General features: G+C 59.1%; 17 protein-coding genes. 10 read left to right on the top strand and 7 right to left on the bottom strand.

Features of this window, described 5'->3' with window-relative positions:
* Positions 1-4 precede the first annotated feature (4 nt).
* The 4 genes from guaD to J0X15_RS03110 form a co-directional block, all read right to left on the bottom strand.
* Positions 5-1,384: a guanine deaminase gene (guaD, locus tag J0X15_RS03125; protein WP_206938108.1), complete on the bottom strand. Its 1,380-nt coding sequence runs from the start codon at positions 1,382-1,384 to the stop codon at positions 5-7.
* A gap of 147 nt (positions 1,385-1,531) precedes the next feature.
* Positions 1,532-2,578 carry a hybrid-cluster NAD(P)-dependent oxidoreductase gene (locus J0X15_RS03120; protein ID WP_206938107.1) on the bottom strand — a complete coding sequence of 349 codons (1,047 nt, stop codon included), beginning with the start codon at positions 2,576-2,578 and terminating at the stop codon, positions 1,532-1,534.
* A gap of 29 nt (positions 2,579-2,607) precedes the next feature.
* Positions 2,608-3,846, bottom strand: a complete 1,239-nt coding sequence (locus J0X15_RS03115; protein WP_408015317.1) for an aromatic ring-hydroxylating oxygenase subunit alpha — start codon at positions 3,844-3,846, stop codon at positions 2,608-2,610.
* A 336-nt stretch (positions 3,847-4,182) separates the two neighbouring features.
* Complete coding sequence (locus J0X15_RS03110; RefSeq protein WP_206938105.1) at positions 4,183-5,193, bottom strand: GlxA family transcriptional regulator; 1,011 nt, start codon at positions 5,191-5,193, stop codon at positions 4,183-4,185.
* Between the two features lie 115 nt (positions 5,194-5,308).
* On the opposite strand from J0X15_RS03110, the gene J0X15_RS03105 reads away from it, so the two are divergent.
* The 4 genes from J0X15_RS03105 to J0X15_RS03090 are packed head-to-tail and all read left to right on the top strand — an operon-like array spanning position 5,309 to position 10,442.
* Complete coding sequence (locus J0X15_RS03105) at positions 5,309-6,562, top strand: sarcosine oxidase subunit beta family protein (RefSeq protein WP_206938104.1); 1,254 nt, start codon at positions 5,309-5,311, stop codon at positions 6,560-6,562.
* 10 nt (positions 6,563-6,572) lie between these two features.
* On the top strand, positions 6,573-6,875 hold the full coding sequence (locus tag J0X15_RS03100) for a sarcosine oxidase subunit delta (RefSeq protein ID WP_206938102.1): 303 nt from the start codon (positions 6,573-6,575) through the stop codon (positions 6,873-6,875).
* Complete coding sequence (locus J0X15_RS03095) at positions 6,872-9,862, top strand: sarcosine oxidase subunit alpha (RefSeq protein ID WP_206938100.1); 2,991 nt, start codon at positions 6,872-6,874, stop codon at positions 9,860-9,862. The genes J0X15_RS03100 and J0X15_RS03095 overlap by 4 nt, the downstream gene beginning before the upstream one ends.
* Positions 9,863-9,878: 16 nt before the next feature.
* A complete protein-coding gene (locus tag J0X15_RS03090; protein WP_206938099.1) occupies positions 9,879-10,442 on the top strand; it encodes a sarcosine oxidase subunit gamma in 564 nt (187 codons plus the stop codon).
* A gap of 84 nt (positions 10,443-10,526) precedes the next feature.
* Here J0X15_RS03090 and J0X15_RS03085 read toward each other — a convergent pair whose 3' ends face one another.
* Positions 10,527-12,566, bottom strand: coding sequence for an NADH:flavin oxidoreductase (locus J0X15_RS03085; protein WP_206938098.1), 2,040 nt, complete (start codon positions 12,564-12,566; stop codon positions 10,527-10,529).
* Positions 12,567-12,720: 154 nt separating this feature from the next.
* Between J0X15_RS03085 and J0X15_RS03080 the strand changes: the two genes are divergently transcribed.
* Positions 12,721-13,350: a TetR/AcrR family transcriptional regulator gene (locus J0X15_RS03080; protein WP_206938300.1), complete on the top strand. Its 630-nt coding sequence runs from the start codon at positions 12,721-12,723 to the stop codon at positions 13,348-13,350.
* A gap of 22 nt (positions 13,351-13,372) precedes the next feature.
* Here J0X15_RS03080 and J0X15_RS03075 read toward each other — a convergent pair whose 3' ends face one another.
* Positions 13,373-14,788, bottom strand: coding sequence for a PepSY-associated TM helix domain-containing protein (locus J0X15_RS03075; RefSeq protein WP_206938097.1), 1,416 nt, complete (start codon positions 14,786-14,788; stop codon positions 13,373-13,375).
* An 88-nt stretch (positions 14,789-14,876) separates the two neighbouring features.
* Positions 14,877-15,314: a DUF2946 family protein gene (locus J0X15_RS03070; protein ID WP_206938096.1), complete on the bottom strand. Its 438-nt coding sequence runs from the start codon at positions 15,312-15,314 to the stop codon at positions 14,877-14,879.
* 504 nt (positions 15,315-15,818) lie between these two features.
* On the opposite strand from J0X15_RS03070, the gene J0X15_RS03065 reads away from it, so the two are divergent.
* The 5 genes from J0X15_RS03065 (at position 15,819) to J0X15_RS03045 (ending at position 21,463) form a co-directional block, all read left to right on the top strand.
* Entirely contained in the window at positions 15,819-16,901 is a 1,083-nt protein-coding gene (locus J0X15_RS03065) for an ABC transporter ATP-binding protein (RefSeq protein WP_206938095.1), read from the top strand.
* Positions 16,902-16,906: 5 nt separating this feature from the next.
* On the top strand, positions 16,907-17,818 hold the full coding sequence (locus tag J0X15_RS03060) for an ABC transporter permease (protein WP_206938094.1): 912 nt from the start codon (positions 16,907-16,909) through the stop codon (positions 17,816-17,818).
* The gene (locus J0X15_RS03055) at positions 17,811-18,611 is read left to right on the top strand and encodes an ABC transporter permease (protein WP_206938093.1); all 801 of its coding nucleotides are present in this window, start codon (positions 17,811-17,813) and stop codon (positions 18,609-18,611) included. Before J0X15_RS03060 ends, J0X15_RS03055 begins: the two co-directional genes overlap by 8 nt.
* Positions 18,612-18,662: 51 nt before the next feature.
* Complete coding sequence (locus J0X15_RS03050) at positions 18,663-19,694, top strand: extracellular solute-binding protein (RefSeq protein WP_206938092.1); 1,032 nt, start codon at positions 18,663-18,665, stop codon at positions 19,692-19,694.
* A gap of 107 nt (positions 19,695-19,801) precedes the next feature.
* Positions 19,802-21,463: an amidohydrolase gene (locus J0X15_RS03045; RefSeq protein WP_206938091.1), complete on the top strand. Its 1,662-nt coding sequence runs from the start codon at positions 19,802-19,804 to the stop codon at positions 21,461-21,463.
* Positions 21,464-21,531: the final 68 nt, after the last annotated feature.

The raw sequence follows: 21,531 nt of genomic DNA, 5'->3' as shown, positions 1-21,531 counted from the left end.
GGCCTCACACTGCCTCGCCTGCACATAACTCTGCACCGATCCAGACCTGAGCAATATTGGCGCGGGTCACGCCGTATAGCAGCTTTTCCAGAATTTCATCGCCGCCGTATAGGTCTTGCCAGAGCCGGATCGGGGCTGCCTTGGCCTCCGGATCGACCAGAATGGCATCAAAGATCATGCCGGGCTGAAAGCTGCCGACGGGCAGGCCGAGGGCTTCGGCGCCGCCCGCGGTCGCCAGATGGAAGGCCGTGTGCATGCCGATCCTCTGACCGGCCCGGCTGGAACGCTCGCCAGGTGCCATGGCTGGGTCGGTTCCGCTTTCCAGCAGGCGGCCAGACCACAGGCTGGAGCGTAGGCTGTTGGCAAGGCTGGATGAGGGGCCGGCAGAAATGTCCGTGCCCAACCCCACGCGAACGCCTTTCTCCAAAGCGACCGCAAGCGGGAAAATCGCATCGGCGAAATAGGCGTTGGAGAGGGGGCAGTGCGCCACTGCGGCCTTGCGGGTCTTGATCCGTTCCATGTCGACAAGTGAGAGGAAATTGCCGTGAGCGAGAACAGTATGTTCCCGCAAAAGGCCAAAGCGATCTAGGCTTTCCGTGTCGCTCATACCATGGCGGTCCAGCACATGATTGTGCTCCCAGTCGCCTTCTGAAGCATGGGTCTGGATGTGGCAGTTATGTGCTCCGGCAAGCTGGCCGAGTTCGCCAAGCAGTTCGTCTGTGCAGGCCGGAATGAAGCGCGGTGTCACAACCGGCTTGACCCGGTTTTCGCTATTGTCCGGATGGCGGGTGATGTAGTCGATCAGATCCTGGGTGCCCGCCAGGGCTTCGTCCACGGAGGCGTCGCGATACTCCGGCGGGCAAAGCTCCTTGTGGTCCATCGCGACTTTGCCGATCAGGGCCCGCTGCCCTTTCTCCAGACATTTGTCTGCTAGAATCCGATTGGCGGCCGGGTGAATGGTGCCGAAATAAAGGGCCGTGGTCGTCCCGCTTGCAATCAGGTCCTCGATCAGAATGCCATAGGCACGCTCTGCGAAGGCCTCGTCCCTGTATTTTGCCTCAAGTGGAAATGTGTAGGTTTTCAGCCAGACATCAAGCGGTTGGTCCAGGGCGCTGCCCAGCTGTGGATATTGCGGCGCGTGAATGTGAAGGTCGACAAAGCCGGGCAGGAGATATGTCCCTGCGGGTTGGGCGACCAGATCCCCGGCTTGCCTGGCGTGCGACAGCAGCTGCTCATAGCGTGCGCTGCCTTCGGCGTGGGTTTCCTGGATGACGCCTGCATCATCCAGTATGATCAGCAGCTGTTCGAAGCGGCGGATTTCGCCACGAGCCGGAGCGTCAAACCCGGAGGCGAGCACGGTTTTTCCACGAAGGGACTGAGACATGAGCACCGCCTGTTCATTCAGATTAAAGCCCTTCTTTCTGCCACGAAAGCTGGGGCCCGCCTAGATGCGGGTGGTGCTTATCCAGATTGCAGGCGATTGGAAGTGATCCGCGTCGGAGCCGTGTGGCTTCAGCAGCTGAGGCTGACCTTACACTTCCAGCGAGACGTGGCCCTTGGGATGCGAACAGCAGGCGAGAACGTAACCGGCTTCGATGTCTTCGTCGGTGATACCGCCGTTGTGGACCATGTGGACTTCGCCGTGGTTCTTTTTCACCTTGCAGGTGCCGCAGACGCCGAATGTACAGCCTGAGGGAATGTTCAGGCCCGCGTTCTTCGCCACGGTGAGGAGTGTGTCGGTCTCGGTGCACTTTGCGGTGACGCCAGACACGGTGAACTCGACTTCAGACAGGGCATCGTCATCGAGAACCACATCGTCTTCGATCTCGATGGGGCCAGCTGTCGGTGCCTGAAAGCTTTCCTGGTGATAGCGGTCCATATCATAGCCGAGACCGGCCAAAGCATCGCGGACAGCCTGCATGAATGGCTCGGGACCGCAGCAGAAGACTTCCCGCTCCAGATAATCGGGTGCCATCAGGCCCAGCATAAGCTGGTTGAACATGCCGAGATAGCCGGTCCAGGGCTTGAAGCGGTCTTTCTCCTCGACCACCCATTTCAGGTCGATTCCTTCGACACGGCTTGCCATGTGTTCCAGGCGCTCGCGGAATATGATTTCCGATGGACGCTTGGCGCAATTGACGAAGACGACGTCGATGTCCTTGCCGATGTCGTACATGTTGGTGACCATCGACATCATCGGGGTAATGCCGGAACCGGCCGAGATGAACAGGTGCTTTTTCGCCGGGAACATCGAGCTGGTGAAGCTGCCGGTCGGTCCCTTGGCGCGAATGTGCATGCCAGGCTTCAGATGATCAATCATCCAGCGTGCGCCGATGGAACTTGGCTGGGCCTTCACCGTGATCGTCAGTGACCGGGGGCGTGAAGGCGACGAGGAAATCGTGAAGGTGCGATAGAGCACACCTCCCGGCCAGGGAAGTTCCAGCGTCAGGAATTGACCTGGCTGAAACTCGAAGGACACATCGTCGGGCCCCCGAAAGCAAAAGGTCGCAACGTTTTGCATTTCGGGCAAAACCGAAACGCATTCCAACTCAAGGCTATCATTCCAAATGGTCGGCATGTCGTCTCGATCAGCTCGTTATTTTATCGTTATTCGGCGGCCATTAAAACCGGGCTGAGGCGCTGCCCCAGGGTGGTGCGATACCAGTCGATGAACTGGATTACGCCGCTTTCCTGCACAGCAGAATAAGGGCCGGGCTCATAGGCCGGCGAATTGATGCCATTCTGATTGTTTTCAACGACTTCCCGGTCCTCATCATTGGTGTGGATCCACACCTTGGTGAGATTGTCGATGTCGTAATCGACGCCTTCCTGAGCATCCTTGTTGACCAGCCAGAAGGTGGTCACCTCGGTCTCCATCGGGCTGATCGGCGTGACCCGGAACAAGATGGAGTGATCTGACAGAAAGTGGTTCCAGGTCGTCGGGTAGTGGAACTTCAGCAAGGTGCCGGCGTCCAGGTAAGGAATGCGTCCGAGGCGCTTCTGAACGGCAATCTTGCCATCCATCGTGTAACTCTGTGCGCCGTCGAGGAGCGGCATGCGGGCCAGACGAAACTGTCCGCTTTCCGCAACCTTGTAGACCGATGGGATGCCGGCCGCTTCCATGCGCTTGACATGGTCGGCGACCACTGGTGGCAACTGGCTGATGTCCTCGGACATGCCGGTCACGCGTGGATCCTCGGGAAATGTCCGGCAGAGGGATGGGTGATTTCCGGCGCAGTGATAACACTCGCGATTGTTTTCCCAGACCAGTTTCCAGTTGCCGTTCTCGACGATGGAGCTCTGATGGGCAACCTTCGCATTCGTCAGATCATGGGGCAGGAGATAGCGGGTCGCAGTCGCGGCAAAAGCGTCGAAGTCGGGCGCCTGATCGGCCAGGCAGATGTAGACGAGACCTTCGAGCTCGCGGCAATGAACCGTTTTCAATCCATGCTTTGAGGGATCGAAGTCGGTACCCATGTCCCGCGCCCAGAGCAGTTTGCCGTCAAGCTCGTAGGTCCATTGGTGATAAGGGCACACAAGCTTCGGGACATGACCGCTGGACGCATGGCACAGGGTCGATCCGCGGTGTCGGCAGGTATTGTGCAATGCGCGAATTTCACCGTCCTGTCCCCTCACGATGATCAGCCCGTAGGCGCCGACCTTATGGGTGACGTAACTGCCTTTTTTAGGCAGCAGACAGGCGGGAATTGCGAAGAGCCAATCCCGGTAGAAAAGCTGTTCCAGGTCAGTCTGGAAAATCTCAGGATCTGTATAGAAGGCTTGCTCGAGCGAATGGCCCGGGCGGTGCCTCGCCAGAAGTTCCTGCAAAGAAGCGGACGCGTCCATCATCGGTCTCCATGCTGCACACAACAGTGCTGGCCTGGTGAAATGACTAAAAAAGGACTCATCGGAGCCAGGATGTGGTGCAATTCCCATCCTAAGCCACTGACTTACCCCGTTTTTCCCTCGCTCCTCGTCACGGTCGGCTGCAGGTGCGAGTCGCCAAACGGGTGTGCTTGAATTCGGAGCCTAAGTTCGAGGCAAGCAGTGCGCAAGCATAATATTTGGCCATCGCGCGATTATACTTTGCTCAGAAGGAGGTTGTTTACCAATCAAATATTGCACAGGGGTTATATAGTAATGTGCACGTGTTCGTGATCGGTGGCGCGCCAAATGGCTCTGTCATTGGCGGTTTTCCGGCATGTTCCGGAAGACTGATGGCGTCATGCCCTCGTGCTTGCGAAAGACGCGCAGTAGATGCGAGGTATCGCAAAAACCTGTTTGCGCAGCGACCTCGGTCAGGCTCGTGTCGGGCTCCCGCAGCAGCAGCTTGGCCTGAGCGATGCGGATCCGGGTCGCGGCAGCCAGCGGCGACAGGTCGAGACTGTTGGCAAAATGACGTTCCAGCTTGCGGCGGCTGACGCCCAGCCCATCGGCGATTTGCTGCACGGATTGCGGCGTGTGAAGCGTATGCTGCATGCGCACGAGTGCCTTGCGGACCAGGGGGTCTTTCGTCGTCAGTTCCAGTGGCAAGCCGGGTTGGGGCGCCTCGCCCTGGTGCAAGGCGTCGATGATCATGATGTGAAGGCTTTTCTGGGCGGCGGCACTGCCAACGTGCCGGTCGACCAGGAACGCCGCGAGATGGGCGGAGCTGACGCCGCCTGAGCAGGTCAGGCGGTTGCGGTCAACGACGAAGATCTGGTCGGAGATCGGCGTCAGGCCGTCGAATTGCTCGAGGAAGTCCTCGTGATGAAACCAGCTGACGCAGCACTGATAGTCTTCCATCAACCCGGCACGGTGCAGGATGAAGGCGCCAGTGCAGATGCCGACCAGTCCGACCTTGGCGTTCGCAGCCTCCTGCAGAAACCGGATGTATTCGGCACTGATCGGGCTGACCTCGTCGAGCAACCCCCCGACCACGACGATATAGTCGTAGTCGTTTGATCGGCCCAGCCGGGCGTCCGGATGGATGTGCAGGCCGGACGAGGAGCGGATCGGCGTCATGTCCTTCGACAGCACGTGCCATTCGCAATTGATCGGGCGGGAGCGATCCCCTTCGTCGGCGGCCAGGCGCAGCACGTCGACGAAATTGGCAAAGGCGGACAGGGTGAACTGATGCGCGAGAATGAACCCAACCCGCAGTTTCTTGACCGATACGGCAGGACGGGCTCTGGAGGAGGATAGGCTGGGCATCGGTCGATTTCCGCTCTGACGTGAATTTACAAAATTTATGACGCATCTATACGCTCGCGCCAAGTCGAATGAGACTAGGGTTTTTCAATCGCAGGAAATTTATCGGATCCGCGCTATGACGCATTTCTCCGCCTTGTCGCTCCTGAAAAACAGTTTGAGCGGCCACAAGAACTGGCCTGAGCAATGGCCGGACAAGGAACCGAAAGCCGAGTACGACGTCATTGTCGTCGGTGCCGGTGGGCATGGTCTGGGATGCGCCTATTACCTGGCCAAGGAGCACGGGCTGCGGAACATCGCGGTGATCGACAAGGGATGGCTTGGTGGCGGCAATACGGGCCGCAACACGACCATCATCCGCTCGAACTATCTCTACGACGAGAGCGCCAAGCTTTACGACCATGCCCTCGATCTGTGGGACGGGCTGTCGCAAGAGCTGAACTACAACGTGATGTATTCGCAGCGTGGCGTGATGATGCTGGCGCACAATGTGCACGACGTTCAAAGCACCAAACGTCACATCCATTCCAACCGGCTCAACGGCGTCGACAACACATGGCTGACGCCGGAAGAGGCGAAGGAATTCTGCCCGCCGCTTAGCATTGATCCGAACGCTCGCTACCCGGTGCTGGGCGCTGCGCTGCAGCGCCGTGCCGGGACTGCGCGTCACGATGCGGTGGCCTGGGGCTATGCCCGTGCTGCTGCCAAACTCGGCGTCGATATCATCCAGAATTGCCCGGTAACAGCCATTCGACGCGGTGCGGACGGCGCTGTTTCCGGTGTCGAGACTGCGCGCGGCTTCATCAAGACGAAGAAGGTTGCTGTTTCCGCCGCCGGGCACACGTCCGTGGTGATGGAAACCGCCGGTGTTCGTCTGCCGCTGGAGAGCTATCCGTTGCAGGCGCTGGTCAGCGAGCCGATCAAGCCGATCTTTCCGTGTGTGGTCATGTCGAACACCGTGCATGCCTATATCTCTCAATCCGACAAGGGCGAGCTGGTCATCGGTTCGGGCACGGATCAATACACCAGCTACTCCCAGCGCGGTGGCCTGCCATTGATCGAGCACACGGTTGCGGCGATCTGCGAGATCTTCCCGATCTTCAACCGCATGCGGATGTTGCGCAAATGGGGCGGCATCGTAGACGTAACGCCGGATCGCTCGGCGATCCTGGGCAAGACACCGGTGTCCGGGCTGTATGTGAATTGCGGCTGGGGCACGGGCGGCTTCAAGGCAACGCCAGGTGCAGCGCACACGCTGGCCTGGACTGTGGCCAAGGACGAACCACATGCCGCGAATGCGCCTTTCACGCTTGAACGTTTCACCACCGGTCGCCTGATCGACGAGGCGGCTGCGGCCGCTGTGGCGCACTGAGGACCTTGCGATGCTGCTGATCACTTGCCCCTATTGCCAGGAAACCCTGCCGGAAGCCGAGTTCACCTACGCCGGTGAGGCGCATATTGCGCGGCCCGCCGATCCGTCGAGCTACTCCGACGAAGCATGGCGCGATTTCCTTTTTGTTCGCTCTAACGTCAAAGGAGCGCACTTCGAGCGTTGGCGCCATTTTCACGGCTGTGGTCGTTTCTTCAACGCGGTGCGCGACACGGTGACGGACCGCTTTCTGACCGTCTACAAGGCGGGCGAGCCGAAGCCGGATCTTGCCAAGCTGCTGGAGGATGCGGAATGAGCCAGTATCGGGTTCAGGGCAAGGGTCGGGTTTCTCACGGCAAGCCGGTTTCGTTCAGCTTCGACGGCAAGACCGTCACGGGACTGGGAGGCGACACAGTGGCCTCGGCTCTGTTGGCGCAAGGCACGCACCTGATGGGGCGGTCGTTCAAGTACCATCGTCCGCGGGGCGTGGTGACGGCTGGTTCTGAAGAACCGAACGCCTTGATCGGCACCAGCCGTGGTCCGGGTCGGTTCGAACCGAACACCCGTGCCACTATGGCCGAAATCTGGCCGGGACTGACAGCCACAAGCCAAAACCGCTGGCCGAGCCTGGAATTTGACATTGGCGCCGTCAATGACCGGATGCACAAGCTGTTTCCGGCCGGGTTCTACTACAAGACATTCATGTGGCCGAAGAGCTTCTGGGACAAGGTTTATGAGCCCGTCATCCGCTCTGCCGCAGGCCTTGGAGTCTCGCCAAGTGTGGAAGATCCGGATCACTACGCCTCGCGCTATTTGCATACGGATGTGCTGATCGTCGGTGGTGGGCCTGCCGGATTGGCGGCTGCCCGCTCTGCGGCAGAGGCTGGTGCCAAGGTGACCCTGGTGGATGAAAACACCGAGGCCGGTGGCAGCCTGCTGTCGGAGCCGGGTGTCGAGATCAATGGCCAGCCGGCATGGTCCTGGCTGGAAAGCGAGCTGGCGTCACTGACAGCGCTTGGCGTCACGGTGATGACCCGCACCACGGCGATTGGCTATTACCACCAGAACATGGTTGGGCTGTGCCAGCGGGTCACGGATCACCTGGCGGCACCACAAGACGATCAGCCGCGTGAACGCCTATGGCGTGTGCGGGCCGAGCATGTGGTTCTGGCGCAGGGCGCTCTGGAAAAGCCGTTGGTTTTTGACGGCAATGACCGTCCAGGGATCGTTCTGGCGGGATCCGCACTGACGTATCTCAATCGCTACGGTGTGCGGGTTGGAAATGCGGCAGTGGTTGTGACCAGCCATGACAGTGCGTGGTTCACTGCCTTCGATCTGGCTGCTGTCGGTACGACGATCAATGCCATCGTCGATACGCGTGAGGCGGTTCGGGAAGACCTGCTGGCGCAAGCCGCAGCGCTCGGCATCGAGGTGCTGACAGGGCATACGGTCACCGGAACCTCCGGGCGGCTGCGGGTCAACAGCATCCGGGTCAATCCGATCACCGGCAGCACAGTCGGGCAGGGCCGTGACATTGCCTGCGATTGCGTGCTGATGAGCGGCGGTTGGACGCCGACCCTGCATCTGTTCTCCCACACCAAGAGCAAGCTGGCCTGGGATGCGGAAGGCAAGACCTTCCTGCCTGCCGAAACACTGGAAGATTGCCAGATCGCCGGGGCCGGTCGAGGTCTCTGGGGCATTGAAGCTGCTCTGGTCGATGGCGCCGAGATGGGGGCCAAGGCAGCAAGTGCTCTCGGCAAGGCGGCTGCGTCTGCCACTTATAGCGTTGCCTCTGATCGGACCGGAACCGGCGAAGCACAGAAAGAGCTGCCGACAGACAAGGACCTGACGAGCACCCGCGCCTTTGTTGATTTCCAGAACGATGTGACTGCCAAGGATCTGCGTCTGGCCGTGCGCGAAGGCATGCGCTCGATCGAGCACGTCAAGCGCTATACGACGAACGGCATGGCAACCGATCAGGGCAAGATGTCGAACATCAACGGCCTGAACATTGCCGCCGACGCGCTGGGGAAACCGGCGCCGGAAGTCGGACTGACGACGTTCCGGCCGCCCTATACCCCGACGACCTTTGGCGCGCTCTGCGGCTATCACAAAGGCGCTCATTTCGACGTTACGCGGAAAACACCAATCGACCCTTGGGCCGAGGAAAATGGTGCGGTGTTCGAGCCTGTGGCTCAGTGGCGGCGTGCGCGCTATTTCCCGAATACCGGGGAAGACATGGACACCGCAGTGATGCGTGAATGCATCGCGACCCGTGCAAGCGTCGGCATGTTTGACGCGTCCACCTTGGGCAAGATTGAAGTTGTCGGACCGGATGCTGTCGAGTTCATGAACCGCATGTACACCAACCCGTGGACCAAGCTGGCACCGGGCAAGTGCCGCTATGGCCTGTTGTTGGGCGAAGATGGGTTCATTCGTGACGATGGCGTCATCGGGCGTCTGTCTGACGACAGGTTCCATGTGACGACCACCACCGGTGGTGCGGCGCGGGTAATGGACATGATGGAGGATTACCTCCAGACCGAATGGCCGGATCTGAATGTCTGGCTGACCTCGACCACAGAGCAGTGGGCGACGATTGCGCTGAATGGGCCAAACGCGCGCAAGCTTCTGGAGCCATTCGTCGAAGGGCTGGATCTTTCAGCGGAAGCCTTCCCGCACATGTCGAATGCAATCTGCACCGTTGCCGGATTCCCGGCACGTCTGTTCCGCGTCAGCTTTACCGGTGAGCTTGGTTTCGAGATCAACGTACCGGCTCGCCACGGCCAGGCGCTTTGGGAAAAGCTCTGGGACGCCGGGCAACAATATGATATATGCGCCTATGGCACGGAGACCATGCACGTCCTGCGCGCCGAGAAGGGCTACATCATCGTCGGGCAAGATACGGACGGCACGGTGACGCCGCATGATGCCGGCATCTCCTGGGCCATCGGCAAGAAGAAGCCGGACTTCGTCGGCAAACGCTCACTGGAGCGGCCGGATATCGTGGCACCCGGTCGCAAGCAGCTTGTCGGTCTGTTGACGCAGGACGGCTCCAAGCTGGAAGAAGGCGCTCAGATTGTTCTGGATCCGAACCAGCCGATCCCGATGAAAATGGTTGGCCACGTCACGTCGTCCTATGAATCAGACGCCGTCGGCAAACCAATTGCCTTTGCTGTGATTGAAGGCGGGTTCGACAAGATCGGCGAGACGGTCCACATCCCGATGCCGGACCGAACCATTGCTGCAACGATCACCGGTACGGTCTTTTATGACCCTGCCGGCGACCGGTTGAAGATGTAAGGGCGGAGACAAGACCATGACTGTCATTCCTTTTGATTTCCGTCCCGGAACACTGGTTGAAAGCGCCGGTGTCTCGATCCGCATTCTGATGCCCAAGACCCGGCTGTCGCTGCGGGCGCGAACCGCTGCTGTCCCGGCCATCTCTCGGGCGCTTGGCGTTGCTGTTCCTGAAAAGATCGGCCAACGCGCTTCTGGCGAAGGGGCTAATGCGGAGACTGAAATCCTCTGCTTGGGACCGGACGAGTGGGTGCTGCTGACTGACGTCGAGCAGGTTGGTACGATCACGGCTGCAATGGACGCTATATATAAAGAGCATCCGCATAGTCTGGTGGACGTGTCCGATCGCGAAATCACAGTCGAAATATTCGGTGACAAGGCGACAGATCTGCTGACACTGGGTTGGCCGCGTAATCCGCTCAGTGTTCCGATCGGTGAAGCCCGTCGGACCGTTTTTGATGGAGCAAGCGTTGTCATCTGGCATGACAGTGAAACAAGTTGGAGGTTGAACGGCTGGCGCTCCTTCATGCCGCATCTGCTCGGCCTGTTGGTCACCGGCTGCCGCGAACTGTCAGCCGAGTAGGTTTCGCTCTCTCTCTTTATATAAAAGTAAGGCGGGACCGCTGAGCTGTCTCGCCTGCTTCTGTTCGGTTGTCGGCAACGGCTGTCAGATGTCCTTGACCAGCCGCAACGCATCATAAATGGCGGCGTGCGTATTGCGCGAGGAAACCGCATCGCCGATCCGGTACAGGTGGAACGACCCGTCCGCATTGGTGTCCATCTGTTGGGGCCGTCCTGCTGTAAGCGCGAGATAATCCACCGCGCCGAGGTTCTTCGACAGGGGTTTGAGATCGAAATACAGCTCCGCCATCGGCACGGTGCCGGCGTTGACGATGATCTGATCGAAGGGGACTTCCCTTGAAATGCCGCCGTAGTCGCTGCCGATGACCGCAATCAGTCCATTGCCATCGCGTTTCACGGCCTCCAGTCGGTATGTCACGGTGAAGGTGGTATCGAGCTTTTGCATGGAGCGCATGTAAGGCACCAGGTTCATGCCCATGACTTCCGGCGCAAAGTTGCGGTCCGGTGTCATGACCTCGACCTTTGCGCCGGCCTTGGCAATGACTTCTGCCGCCTGAAGGCCTGCATTGTCGCCCGCTTCATCGAAGACCAGAACATTGCGCCCCGGCTTCACATCGCCAGAAATGATATCCCATGTCGAGACCACCAGCTCATTCCCAGACTTGAGGATTTCAGTGTCGGGATAACCGCCGGTGGCGATGATCACCACGTCCGGGTCTTCTTTCGTCACTGTGTCAACTTCCGCCCAAGTGTTGAAGTGGATCGTCACACCGAGCCGCTCGCACTGCGCCAGCCGCCAGTCGATGATGGAGATCATTTCCTTGCGTCGCGTGCTTTGGCTCGTCAGCAAGATCTGACCACCGGCCCGGGCGGCTACTTCCATCACGACGACGTCGTGGCCGCGTTCGGCCGCCACACGTGCAGCTTCCAGCCCTCCGGGCCCGGCGCCAACCACGACGACTTTCTTCTTGTCTGTGGCCTTGGTGATGTCCTGAGGCATCTCAAGCTCACGCCCGGTGGCGGCATTGTGGATGCAGAAGGCATCGGCGCCGAGATAGATCCGGTCGAGGCAATAGTTGGCGCCGACACAGGGGCGGATCTCCTCCTCGCGTCCCTCAACGATCTTGCGCACAATGTGGGGGTCGGCCATATGCGGGCGTGTCAGACCCACCATGTCCAATTTGCCCGAAGCAATCGCGTGACGGGCCGTCGCGACATCTGAGATCTTGGCGGCGTGGAAGACCGGAACTTTTGTGGCCTGCCGGACTTCGCCGGCGAAATCCAGGTGGGGTGCGCTGGGCATGCCCTGGATCGGGATCACATCGGTCAGGCCGGCATCGGTCTCGATATGGCCACGAATGATATCAAGAAAATCCACCAGGCCACAGTCACGTAGACGCGTGGCAATCTCGATGCCCTCCTGCTTGGTGATGCCGCCTTCCAGGCATTCATCGGCAACGTTGCGCACACCGAGGATGAACTCTGAGCCGCAGCGCTCGCGGATCGCGCCGAGCACGTCCATCAGGAACTTCATTCGGCTTTCCAGCGTCGCGCCACCGTAAGGCCCGTCGAGTTCGTTGGTCAGCGGTGACATGAACTGGTCGGTCAGGTGGTTGTAGGCATTCAGTTCGATGCCATCCAGTCCGGCGAATTTCATTCGCTCGGCAGCATCCGCATAGTCCGCGATGACCCTCTCGATGTCCCAGTCCTCGGCCAGCTTTGGCGACAGACGATGCGCGGGTTCGCGGCGGCGAGTGGCGGAAATCGTCGGCAGCCAGTCAGCGCCATCCCAGCGCGTACGGCGCCCCATGTGCGTTAGCTGGATCATGATCGCGCAGCCGTGCTCGTGGCAGGCGTCCGCCATGTCGCGCATGTAGGGCACAACCTCATCCTTATAGGTGAGGATGTTGTTGAAGGCCGGGGCGCTGTCGCGTGAGACGACAGCGGATCCTGCCGTCATGGTAAGAGCAACACCGGCTTTGGCGCGCTCCTGATGGTAGGCGCGATAGCGGGCCTTGGGCATCCCGTCTTCGGTGTAGGCCGGTTCATGCGAGGTGATCATGATCCTGTTTTTCAAGGTCAGATGCTTGAGTTGAAATGGCTGCAACAAGGGGTCATTGGACATGGCTGTTCTCTGATTGGGTCTTGGCTGTGTCTCTGCTTTTTCTTCCTTTTGGAGAGAGCGTAAGAGGAAATGTTCAGATCCGTCAACAAAATTGACGATGATGTACATTTTTCGAGTTGGTGCAGCATCACCCTGCTGATACAAGAGGCGAATGATGACAGATATTGCCAATGAAACGGGCTGGCGTGGTTCCGAGGACGTGTGGCTTCAAGCGGCACATGACGCCCTGATCGAGGCCGGCATCGACGGCGTGCGCATTCAGAAGCTGGCTCAGCGGATGAACCTGTCGCGCACCAGTTTCTATTGGTTCTTCAAAGACCGGAACGCGCTGCTGGACGCCTTGATCGGGCAGTGGCGAGTGAAGAACACCGGCAATCTGATTGGTCGGACCGAGGCTTACGCCGAGACCATCGCCGAGGCGGCGCTAAACCTGCACGACTGCTGGTTCGACGAGAGCCTGTTTGATTCCCGTCTTGAATTCGCGATGAGGGGATGGGGGTTGCAGTCACCGGACGTGTCTCAGGCCATCGAGGAAGCCGATGCGGCACGGCTTAAAGCACTTGTCGACCTGTTTCAGCGGTTTGGCTTTGCAGAAGAGCCTGCGGACGTCCGGGCGCGAACGATCTACCTGACGCAGATCGGTTATATCACCATGAAGGTGGAGGAGAACCTGGAGATGCGTATGAAGCGGGTGCCTGCTTATGTCGAGACCTTCACCGGAATGCGTCCCAGTGAAAGTGAGCTGGCGCGTTTTTATGCCCGCCATGGCTACAGCCCGGCCTGATGACCGGGCTGCAGATGTTTGGCTAGGCGTAGATCCTGCGCAGTGCTGGAAGACGTGACAAAAGCAGAACATCCAGGACAAGCAGACCGATCAGGGTCGCGCCGACCAGTGGGAAGGCGAGCGACACGATCAGCATGACAAGCATGGCGTTTTTCCAGTGCGGCATGTCCTGCGGCAGTTGCGGGGCGAACAGCCGGGCGCTCATCTTCTTTGGGCGACGCAGCCACCACATGATGACCCCGGTCAGTGACAGACCGATCACTCCCAGGCAGACGATCACGTTCAGCAGCAGGTTCCAGACTGTTACCAGTCCCATATGAAGGGGAATGGAGACGGCCATGGCTTTGCCTGCCAGCGAGTAATCGGCAAAGCGAACGTCGGCGAGCACCTTGCCGGTGAACTGATCCACATGGACAGTCTTGTCGGCAAAGGGATCTTCTGCATCGGCGCTCATGGTGTCCTGGTTCATCGTCCAGACCCCGGCTTCTCCACGCGGGAAGGACACCCGGTAGCGGCTGTCAAACCCGAGCCGGGTTGCCAGTTCTGCGATGCTGTTCAGGTCAATCGGCTTCCCCTCAGGTATGCCCGCAGCGCCAACGTCCGACCCGGAGGCCGGCAATGGTGTCTGCTCCAGCGCCCAGGGCATGTCTTCCTTGTGATCGTGGTTCAAAGCTGCATGGGTGTCGTCGGACAGCGGAACATTGTCCCATTTGGCGGTTGGAAAAGTGCTCCAGGCCTGTATTATCTTGCCGCCCCAGACACCGGTCCAAGACATGCCGGAAATCAGGAAGAGCACCAGAATCACCGACAAAATCGCGCCGACGCTGAGGTGCAGGCTTTTCAGCTTGTCTCTTGCCTGCCCCCTCAGATCAGGAATGATCGTTCTGAGGAACGAGCGTTCACGCGGCCACCACATGTATAGTCCGGTGATGACGAGAACGATGGCGAAGCCTGCCGCAATCTCGATGATTGTGTCACCGGTGGTGCCCAGCAGAAGTTCGCCGTGAACATTGTCGGCGAAATCATACCAGCCATCGCGGCGGTTCCAGCTGTCCACGACGTTTCCGGCGTAGGGGTCGACGGCGACCATGCTCTGCCCTCCATCCGCTCGTGCGATGCGAAAAACGTTCACGCGATCAGGCTGGCGCGCGCGAATCCATTCCACCAGCTTTGATCCGGGGAAAGAGTTGAGGACGACCTGAGATTGCTCGGTCAGAGGCAGCGCTTGCGCGGATGCAGGAACGTCAACGGTGATCCTTTCGCCTTCGCGCCCATCGAAGTAGCCGATGAGCATCATGGTCATGCCGGTAACGGCGAGGATCAGCAGAAAGGGCGCGACAAACAGGCCGGCATAAAAGTGCCAGCGCCAGGCGGCGAGATAGAAACGACGGTCGAGACCAGTCGCAGGTGTGGCATCAGAGGACGCTGAGATAGACATATGAAAAGGCTCCAGGCCAAGGCGCAGACAGATCGCGAGCCAACTCAGGCCCGGCGATGTGTCGGATGCGCGAAATCAGAAATGAGGTTCAGATCTGGAGCGGACGTGGAGGGGCGCGGGCACCAAGCGGCAGCGGAGCTGCACGCGCAAGCAGGAACTCCCGGAAGGCCTGCACAGTGATTTTCTGCCGCTCGCCCGGGGCTGCGAGTGCGGGAGCATCGCCCCCAAGGACTGCCGCCAGACCGGTGCCGAACAGGCAGAGAAGCTTGCGAGCTTCGTCGTGGTCTTGATCTTTGGCGGGAAGCGCGGTTGGTGGAATCTCTCGGCCTGCGGTGTCGAGGTAGACCGTCCGCAAGCCCTGGGCCGTACACAAAACGACTGACATCACGCCTGCGTCCGTTCGCCCGGGCATCATGCCAGGGGGGAGCAGTGCGGCGAGAAACAGCACGAGCGCAAGGAGAGCGGAAAGATGCCTATCGCTCCATGTCGCCTCGGTCGCATCTTTTCGCAGCTGTGATATGCGCAAGCCCTGCATCCCCCGTCTGCTTCTCGAGTAGTGTGGTTTACGTCCGTTGGCAAAGACTTTTGTGTCGCATCGGTTTTGGGGCGGTAGATCTGGTAGCGGTGCTGAAATATCCGTCAGTGGTTTTGACGTGGCTGCAAATTTTGTGATCACAAAATTTGCCTATGGAACCGAACGTACGGTACACTCTTGCCCTTGGGGCTGGGACCTCACATGCTTTCGGAAGGTTTCTTTTCCAAGCGGGGAAACGCAAGGGGATCGGGCGGGAAAGTCACGGCTTTTCGATTAGAGGTCGCGTGGGGCCTTTTCTCAAGAAGCTGTTTTCGTTGATTTTTCGTCAGAAGTGTTGGGGATGGAGCTCGCGTACGACCTGCGAACGCCTTGCCTGTAAAATACACGCCAACTGCCGCTCGTTTATGCGCGGGTTTTGAAATTCTCACTTGCAATTTTCTTCATAGGGATTTGTGATCAAGTCTGAAGTTTCAACGGAGCGCTTAGCCACTCATCATGATTGAAGTCGATAGCGTCACCAAGATTTTTCCAGGACCTTCGATGGACTTTACCGCCCTTGGCGGGGTTTCCATCACGGTGAAAGACAATGAGTTTTTCACGCTTCTGGGGCCTTCGGGCTGCGGCAAGACTACCCTTCTGCGTGTCATTGCCGGCTTTGAATATCCAACAAGCGGATCCGTGCATCTGGACGGGATGGACCTTCTCTCCCTGCCGCCGTACCGGCGACCGGTCAACACCGTGTTCCAGTCCTACGCCCTGTTTCCGCATATGACGGTGGCTGAGAATATCGGGTTCGGCCTGGAGATGCTGAACCGGCCGAAGAAGGAGGTTCGCAAGACAGTCGATGAAATGCTCGATCTGGTGCGGATGACCGAAATGGCGGACCGCAAGACCTCGGAGATTTCCGGTGGGCAGCAGCAGCGTGTCGCGCTGGCACGGGCGCTTGCACCGCGCCCCAAGGTGCTGCTGCTGGATGAACCGCTGTCTGCACTTGACTACAAGTTGCGCAAGGACATGCAGCTGGAACTCAAGCGGCTGCAGGCGGAAACCGGTATTACCTTCATCTTCGTGACCCATGATCAGGAAGAAGCGCTGACCATGTCCGACCGTATCGCGGTGATGAATGCCGGCAGCGTGCGGCAGATCGGGCCGCCGCGCGAGATTTACGACCACCCGGCAGAACGGTTTGTGGCCGACTTCATCGGCGAGACGAATTTCGTCGGAGCTGAGCTTCTGGAAATTGAAGGCGAGGGCGAAGGCTTTGCCCGTGTGCGATTGTCAAGCGGCATTGAAGCCCATGTCCAGGCGCCGTCCGGACCTGTTGCCAATGGCCCGGTGACACTGGCAATCCGTCCGGAACACGCCTGGCTGGTCGAGGAGGCGCAAGGCTTGCTGAAGGGCAAGGTCGAGAACGTCGTCTACTTCGGTACGGACACCCACTTCCACGTCATTGTGGATGGTGGTGATCTGTTCGTGCTGCGGCATCAGAACCAGCCTGGCCAGATGCAGCATCTTGCTGTCGGTGATCGGGTCGGCCTTCAGATCGGCCGTGGCGCCGGCCAAGTGCTGAGAGATTGACCCTCATGGCAAATGCGACACTCTCTCATGTCAGCCAGGAACGCAGGAGCCGTTGGCTTCTGCTGGCGCCAGCGCTGATCGTTCTGTTTCTTGCCGCCTCCGGACCGTTGATCATCGTTGTTATCTACTCCTTCCTGACGGCAGGGGATTACGGTGGGATCGTCTGGTCCTTCTCCTCAGATGGGTGGTTTTCCGTTGTCTTGCAGCGGGATTTCTTCTCTGGCGAGTTGATGTTGGCCGATGCCCATCTGTCGATCTTCTGGCGGTCGTTGAAACTGTCGTTTCTGACGGCGCTGATCACCTTTCTGATCGGCTTTCCAACGGCGTATTTCATTGCAACCCGGCCCAAGCGGCAACGCGATATCTGGATGCTGCTGATCATCATCCCGTTCTGGACGAATCTGCTGATCCGCACCTTCGCCATTCTGGAGCTGATCCGCGCGGAGGGGACGATCAATCTGGTTCTGTTGTGGCTGGGGATTATCGATGAGCCGATCCAGATGCTGTTCACGGAGTTTGCGGTGCTCACAGGTATGGCCTACGTCTACCTGCCGTTGATGGTGCTACCGATCTATGCGTCGCTGGAACGGTTGGATTTTCGGCTGATCGAAGCGGGCTATGATCTCTATGCGACCCGCTGGCAGGTGCTGAAGCGCGTGATCTTTCCGCTTGCCAAGCCAGGCGTGATCGCAGGATCCATTCTGGTGTTCGTTCCTTCACTCGGGGCCTATGTCACGCCGCGTGTTCTGGGCGGTGGCAAGCAGTTGATGCTCGGCAATCTGATTGAGCTGCAGTTCGGGCAGGGACGCAATTGGCCGCTGGGGGCTGCCTTGTCGCTGACCCTGCTGGCAATCGTCATGATCGCACTGTTCATCTATGTGCGGGCGGTGGGGACGGAGGAGAGGGGGCATGGCTAAAGCCTTCGACGTTCGTCATCAGACCGGATTTGCAGGTATCGCCATGGCGTGTTTTGTCCTGCTCTACCTGCCTATCGTTCTGCTGGTGGTTTATTCTTTCAATTCCGGAATGTCCCTTGCAGTGTGGGAGGGCTTCAGCTGGCGCTGGTACGCCTCTGCTTGGGACAATGACCAAGTACGCTCGGCCACGATGCGGTCGCTGGTTCTTGCCCTGTCTGCAACGGCGCTGGCAACAGCCTGTGCGGTGCCTGCTGCGCTGGCCATGTCTCGCGCCAGACGGTTCAAGGGGCAGGGGCTGATCTTCGCGATGATCAACCAACCGTTGATGGTGCCGGAAATTGTCACGGCGGTGGCGCTGTTGATTGTTTTTGCCGCCGTCAAGGTGGCCACCGGCTACACCGGGATGGGGTTCCTCATTCTTGCGCATGCGGCTTTCTGTATTCCGTTTGCCTACATGCCGATCAAGGCGCGTCTGGAAGGCATGGACAAGCAGTTGGAGCAGGCGGGGCAGGACCTTTACGGCACGCCGTGGCGGGTGTTTCGCCGGATCACCTTGCCGCAGCTCTGGCCGGGAATCCTGGCCGGAGCGATGCTGGCCTTCGTCATCTCGCTGGATGACGTGGTCATTACCGAATTTGTGAAATCCGCGGGTCAGGACACGTTGCCCACCTACATGTTGGGTCAGTTGCGGCGTGTCGTGACACCGGAGGTCAACGCGATCGCGACGATGCTTCTGGCAATTTCCGTCGTGATGGTGGTGGCGTTTTTCTTCCTCAGCAAAACGAAAAAATAAACGAGGAAGCCTTCCGTTCTAGAGGACGATCTGAACCAACAGGAGGTCAATATGACCAGACTTGGGAAGACACTTACAGCACTTGCCGTCGTCATGACGAGTGTTCCGGCCTATGCGGCCGGTGAGCTTAATATCTACAACTGGGGCAACTACACCAACCCGGAGCTGATCGAGAAATTCGAAAAGGAATTCGACGTCAAAGTGACGCTGACGGACTACGACAGCAACGATACCGCGTTGGCCAAGATCAAGGCCGGTGGCCATGGCTTCGACATCGTCGTTCCGTCGGGTACCTATGTGCCGATCTTCATCAATGAAGGCCTGCTGCTGGAATCCAAGCCCAACGAGATGGAAAACTTCTCCAATGTCGACCCGCAGTGGGTGGATGTGGCGTTTGATCCGGGCCGTAACTACACGGTGCCGTGGCAGTGGGGAACGGTCGGCGTGACCGTCAACACGTCGGTATATGGCGGCGACATCAACACGGCTGCGATCTTTCTCGATCCGCCGGAAGAGCTGAAGGGCAAGATCTCCGTCGTTCCGGAAATGATGGACATCATGAAGACGACCATCAAGTACTTCGGCGGCGAGCAATGCACCGAGGACAAGGATCTGCTGCTGAAGGTGCGCGACAAGCTGGTTGAAGCCAAGAAAAACTGGCTGTCGCTGGAATATGGCACAATCGAAAAATACGTGAAGGGTGACTATGCCGCCGGTGTGAACTGGAACGGCTCGAGCCTGCGCTCGCGTTTGCAGAATGAAGATATCGCCTTCGGCTATCCGCAGACAGGCTTCCCGGTCTGGATGGACAATGCTGCCGTGCTGGCCGATGCGAACAACGTCGACAACGCCAGGGCCTTCATGAACTTCATCATGGACCCGGAAAACGCGGCGCTGATTTCCAACTTTGCCCGTTATGCCAATGGCGTCAAAGGTTCGGAAGAGTTCATGGACCCGGTCATGGCGGCGGCACCTGAGGTCATCATTCCGGACGACCTGAAGGCTGCCGGTTTCCTCACCGAAACCTGCTCGCCAGCGGTTCGCAAGATCTACACTGCGATCTGGACCGAACTGCAGAAGTAACATGGCCAAGGCAATGCGCGGCAAGTGACGTGTCGCGCATTGCTGTTTGCTTATTCCAGGGGCGGCTGCCCGATGGCAGGCTGCGCAGACATTTTCAGGACTTCGAGATGACCGCCGATCTCATAATTCTAAATGGCCACCTGATCACCTTTGATCCGGATCAGCCTTCCGCCTCCGCTCTCGCGGTGAAAACCGGCAAGATTCTGGCAGTTGGGAAAAACCCCGAGATTAAAGCCCTTGCCGGGCCCGAGACCAAGATCATCGATGCCGCAGGCGGAACGGTGTTGCCGGGCTTCATCGACAGCCATGTGCATTTGTTCGGTGGCTCGGTCGAACTGGACTACCTCAACCTTTACGGCGTCCAAGGGCTCGACGAGCTCGCCGCCAAGGTGCAGGCATGGGCCGCTGATTGCCCGGATGATGCGGTGGTGTTTGCAGTGCAGGCGGATTATTCGATCCTCGGGCCAGGCCAGGTCACGACCCGTCAGGCACTTGATCTGGTGCTGCCGGATCGACCGTTTGCAATGTTCGCGCCGGACCATCACACCATGTGGGCGAATACGAAAGCGCTGGAGCTGGTGGGCTTTCTGCACGGCAAACAGGTCGACAAGGGTTCCGAGATCATGATGGCCGCCGACGGTACGGCCTCGGGTGAGTTGCGTGAGCCGGCTGCCTATGGTCCGGTTCTGGCGCTGACCCGGTTTGGTGGGCGCGACCTTCTCGGCATGGTGACGGGTGCTGATCCGGTGCCACCGGCAACGCCGGAACAGCGGGCGCTGGACAAGGCAGCGATCGCCAAGGGTTTGCGTCATTGCGCGGCACAAGGCATCACGGGTCTGCACAATATGGATGGCAATTTCTATCAGCTTGAGCTGTTGAGCGAGCTGGAAGCCGATGGCGATTTGCTGTGCCGTGTCGAAGTGCCCTTCCACTTTAAGAATTTCGATCAGATCTCGCGTTTTGAAGAAGCCGTCGAAATGCGGGCGAAGTATCAGGGGGACTGGATCTGGTGCAGCCGGGTCAAGATGTTCATCGATGGGGTGGTGGAGAGTTCTACCGCGCTGATGCTGGAGCCTTATCCGGGGCTGGACACAATCGGCGATGCGGTGTTTGAGCAGGCTCACTTCAACGCGGCGATTGTAAAGGCGGATGAACTGGGCCTTCAGGTTGCGGTTCATGCCATCGGAGATCGGGGCATCCGCTGGACCCTGGATGCCTATGAACTGGCACGTACGACCAATGGGGTCCGCGACAGCCGTCATCGGATCGAGCACATAGAAGTGCTGCACTCGGATGACTTGCCTCGGTTCAAGCAGCTGGATGTCGTGGCCTCCATTCAGCCCGGCCATGCCCCCTTTGGGGGTGTCTTTCCGTCCGAGGGCGTTGAAAAGATGCTGCATCCGGCGCAGATCCCGACCGCTTATGCCTGGCAGGACCTGCGAGACAGTGGCGTGCCGGTGATCTTCTCGACCGACTGGCCGGTGATCGGTGTTGAAGTGATGCCGAGCGTCAAGGCGGCGATTGCGCCTGTACAGCTCGGCGCGCCGTGGCGCGATCAAACCCAGAGCCTTCTTGATACCCTGGAGAGCTATACGGCGATGAATGCCTGGGTGGAGTTCAATGAAGGCAAGAAGGGTCGGCTGATGCCTGGAATGCTGGCGGATATCGCGGTGATGTCACACGATCTACAGGCATTGGCACCTGCCGAGATCACCACCGCGTCGTGTGTCGCCACGATTGCCGGTGGGCGGGTGACATACGAGGCCTAGATCACCTGTCTGGCGGCAGGATGACGTTGAGTGTAAAAAAAAGCCCCGGTTCAACTGACCGGGGCTTT

The sequence above is a fragment of the Roseibium limicola genome (assembly GCF_017313085.1).
GTDB lineage: Bacteria > Pseudomonadota > Alphaproteobacteria > Rhizobiales > Stappiaceae > Roseibium > Roseibium limicola.
Note: the sequence above shows the minus strand (reverse complement) of the source record. Positions and strands in the feature narration are given on the sequence as shown.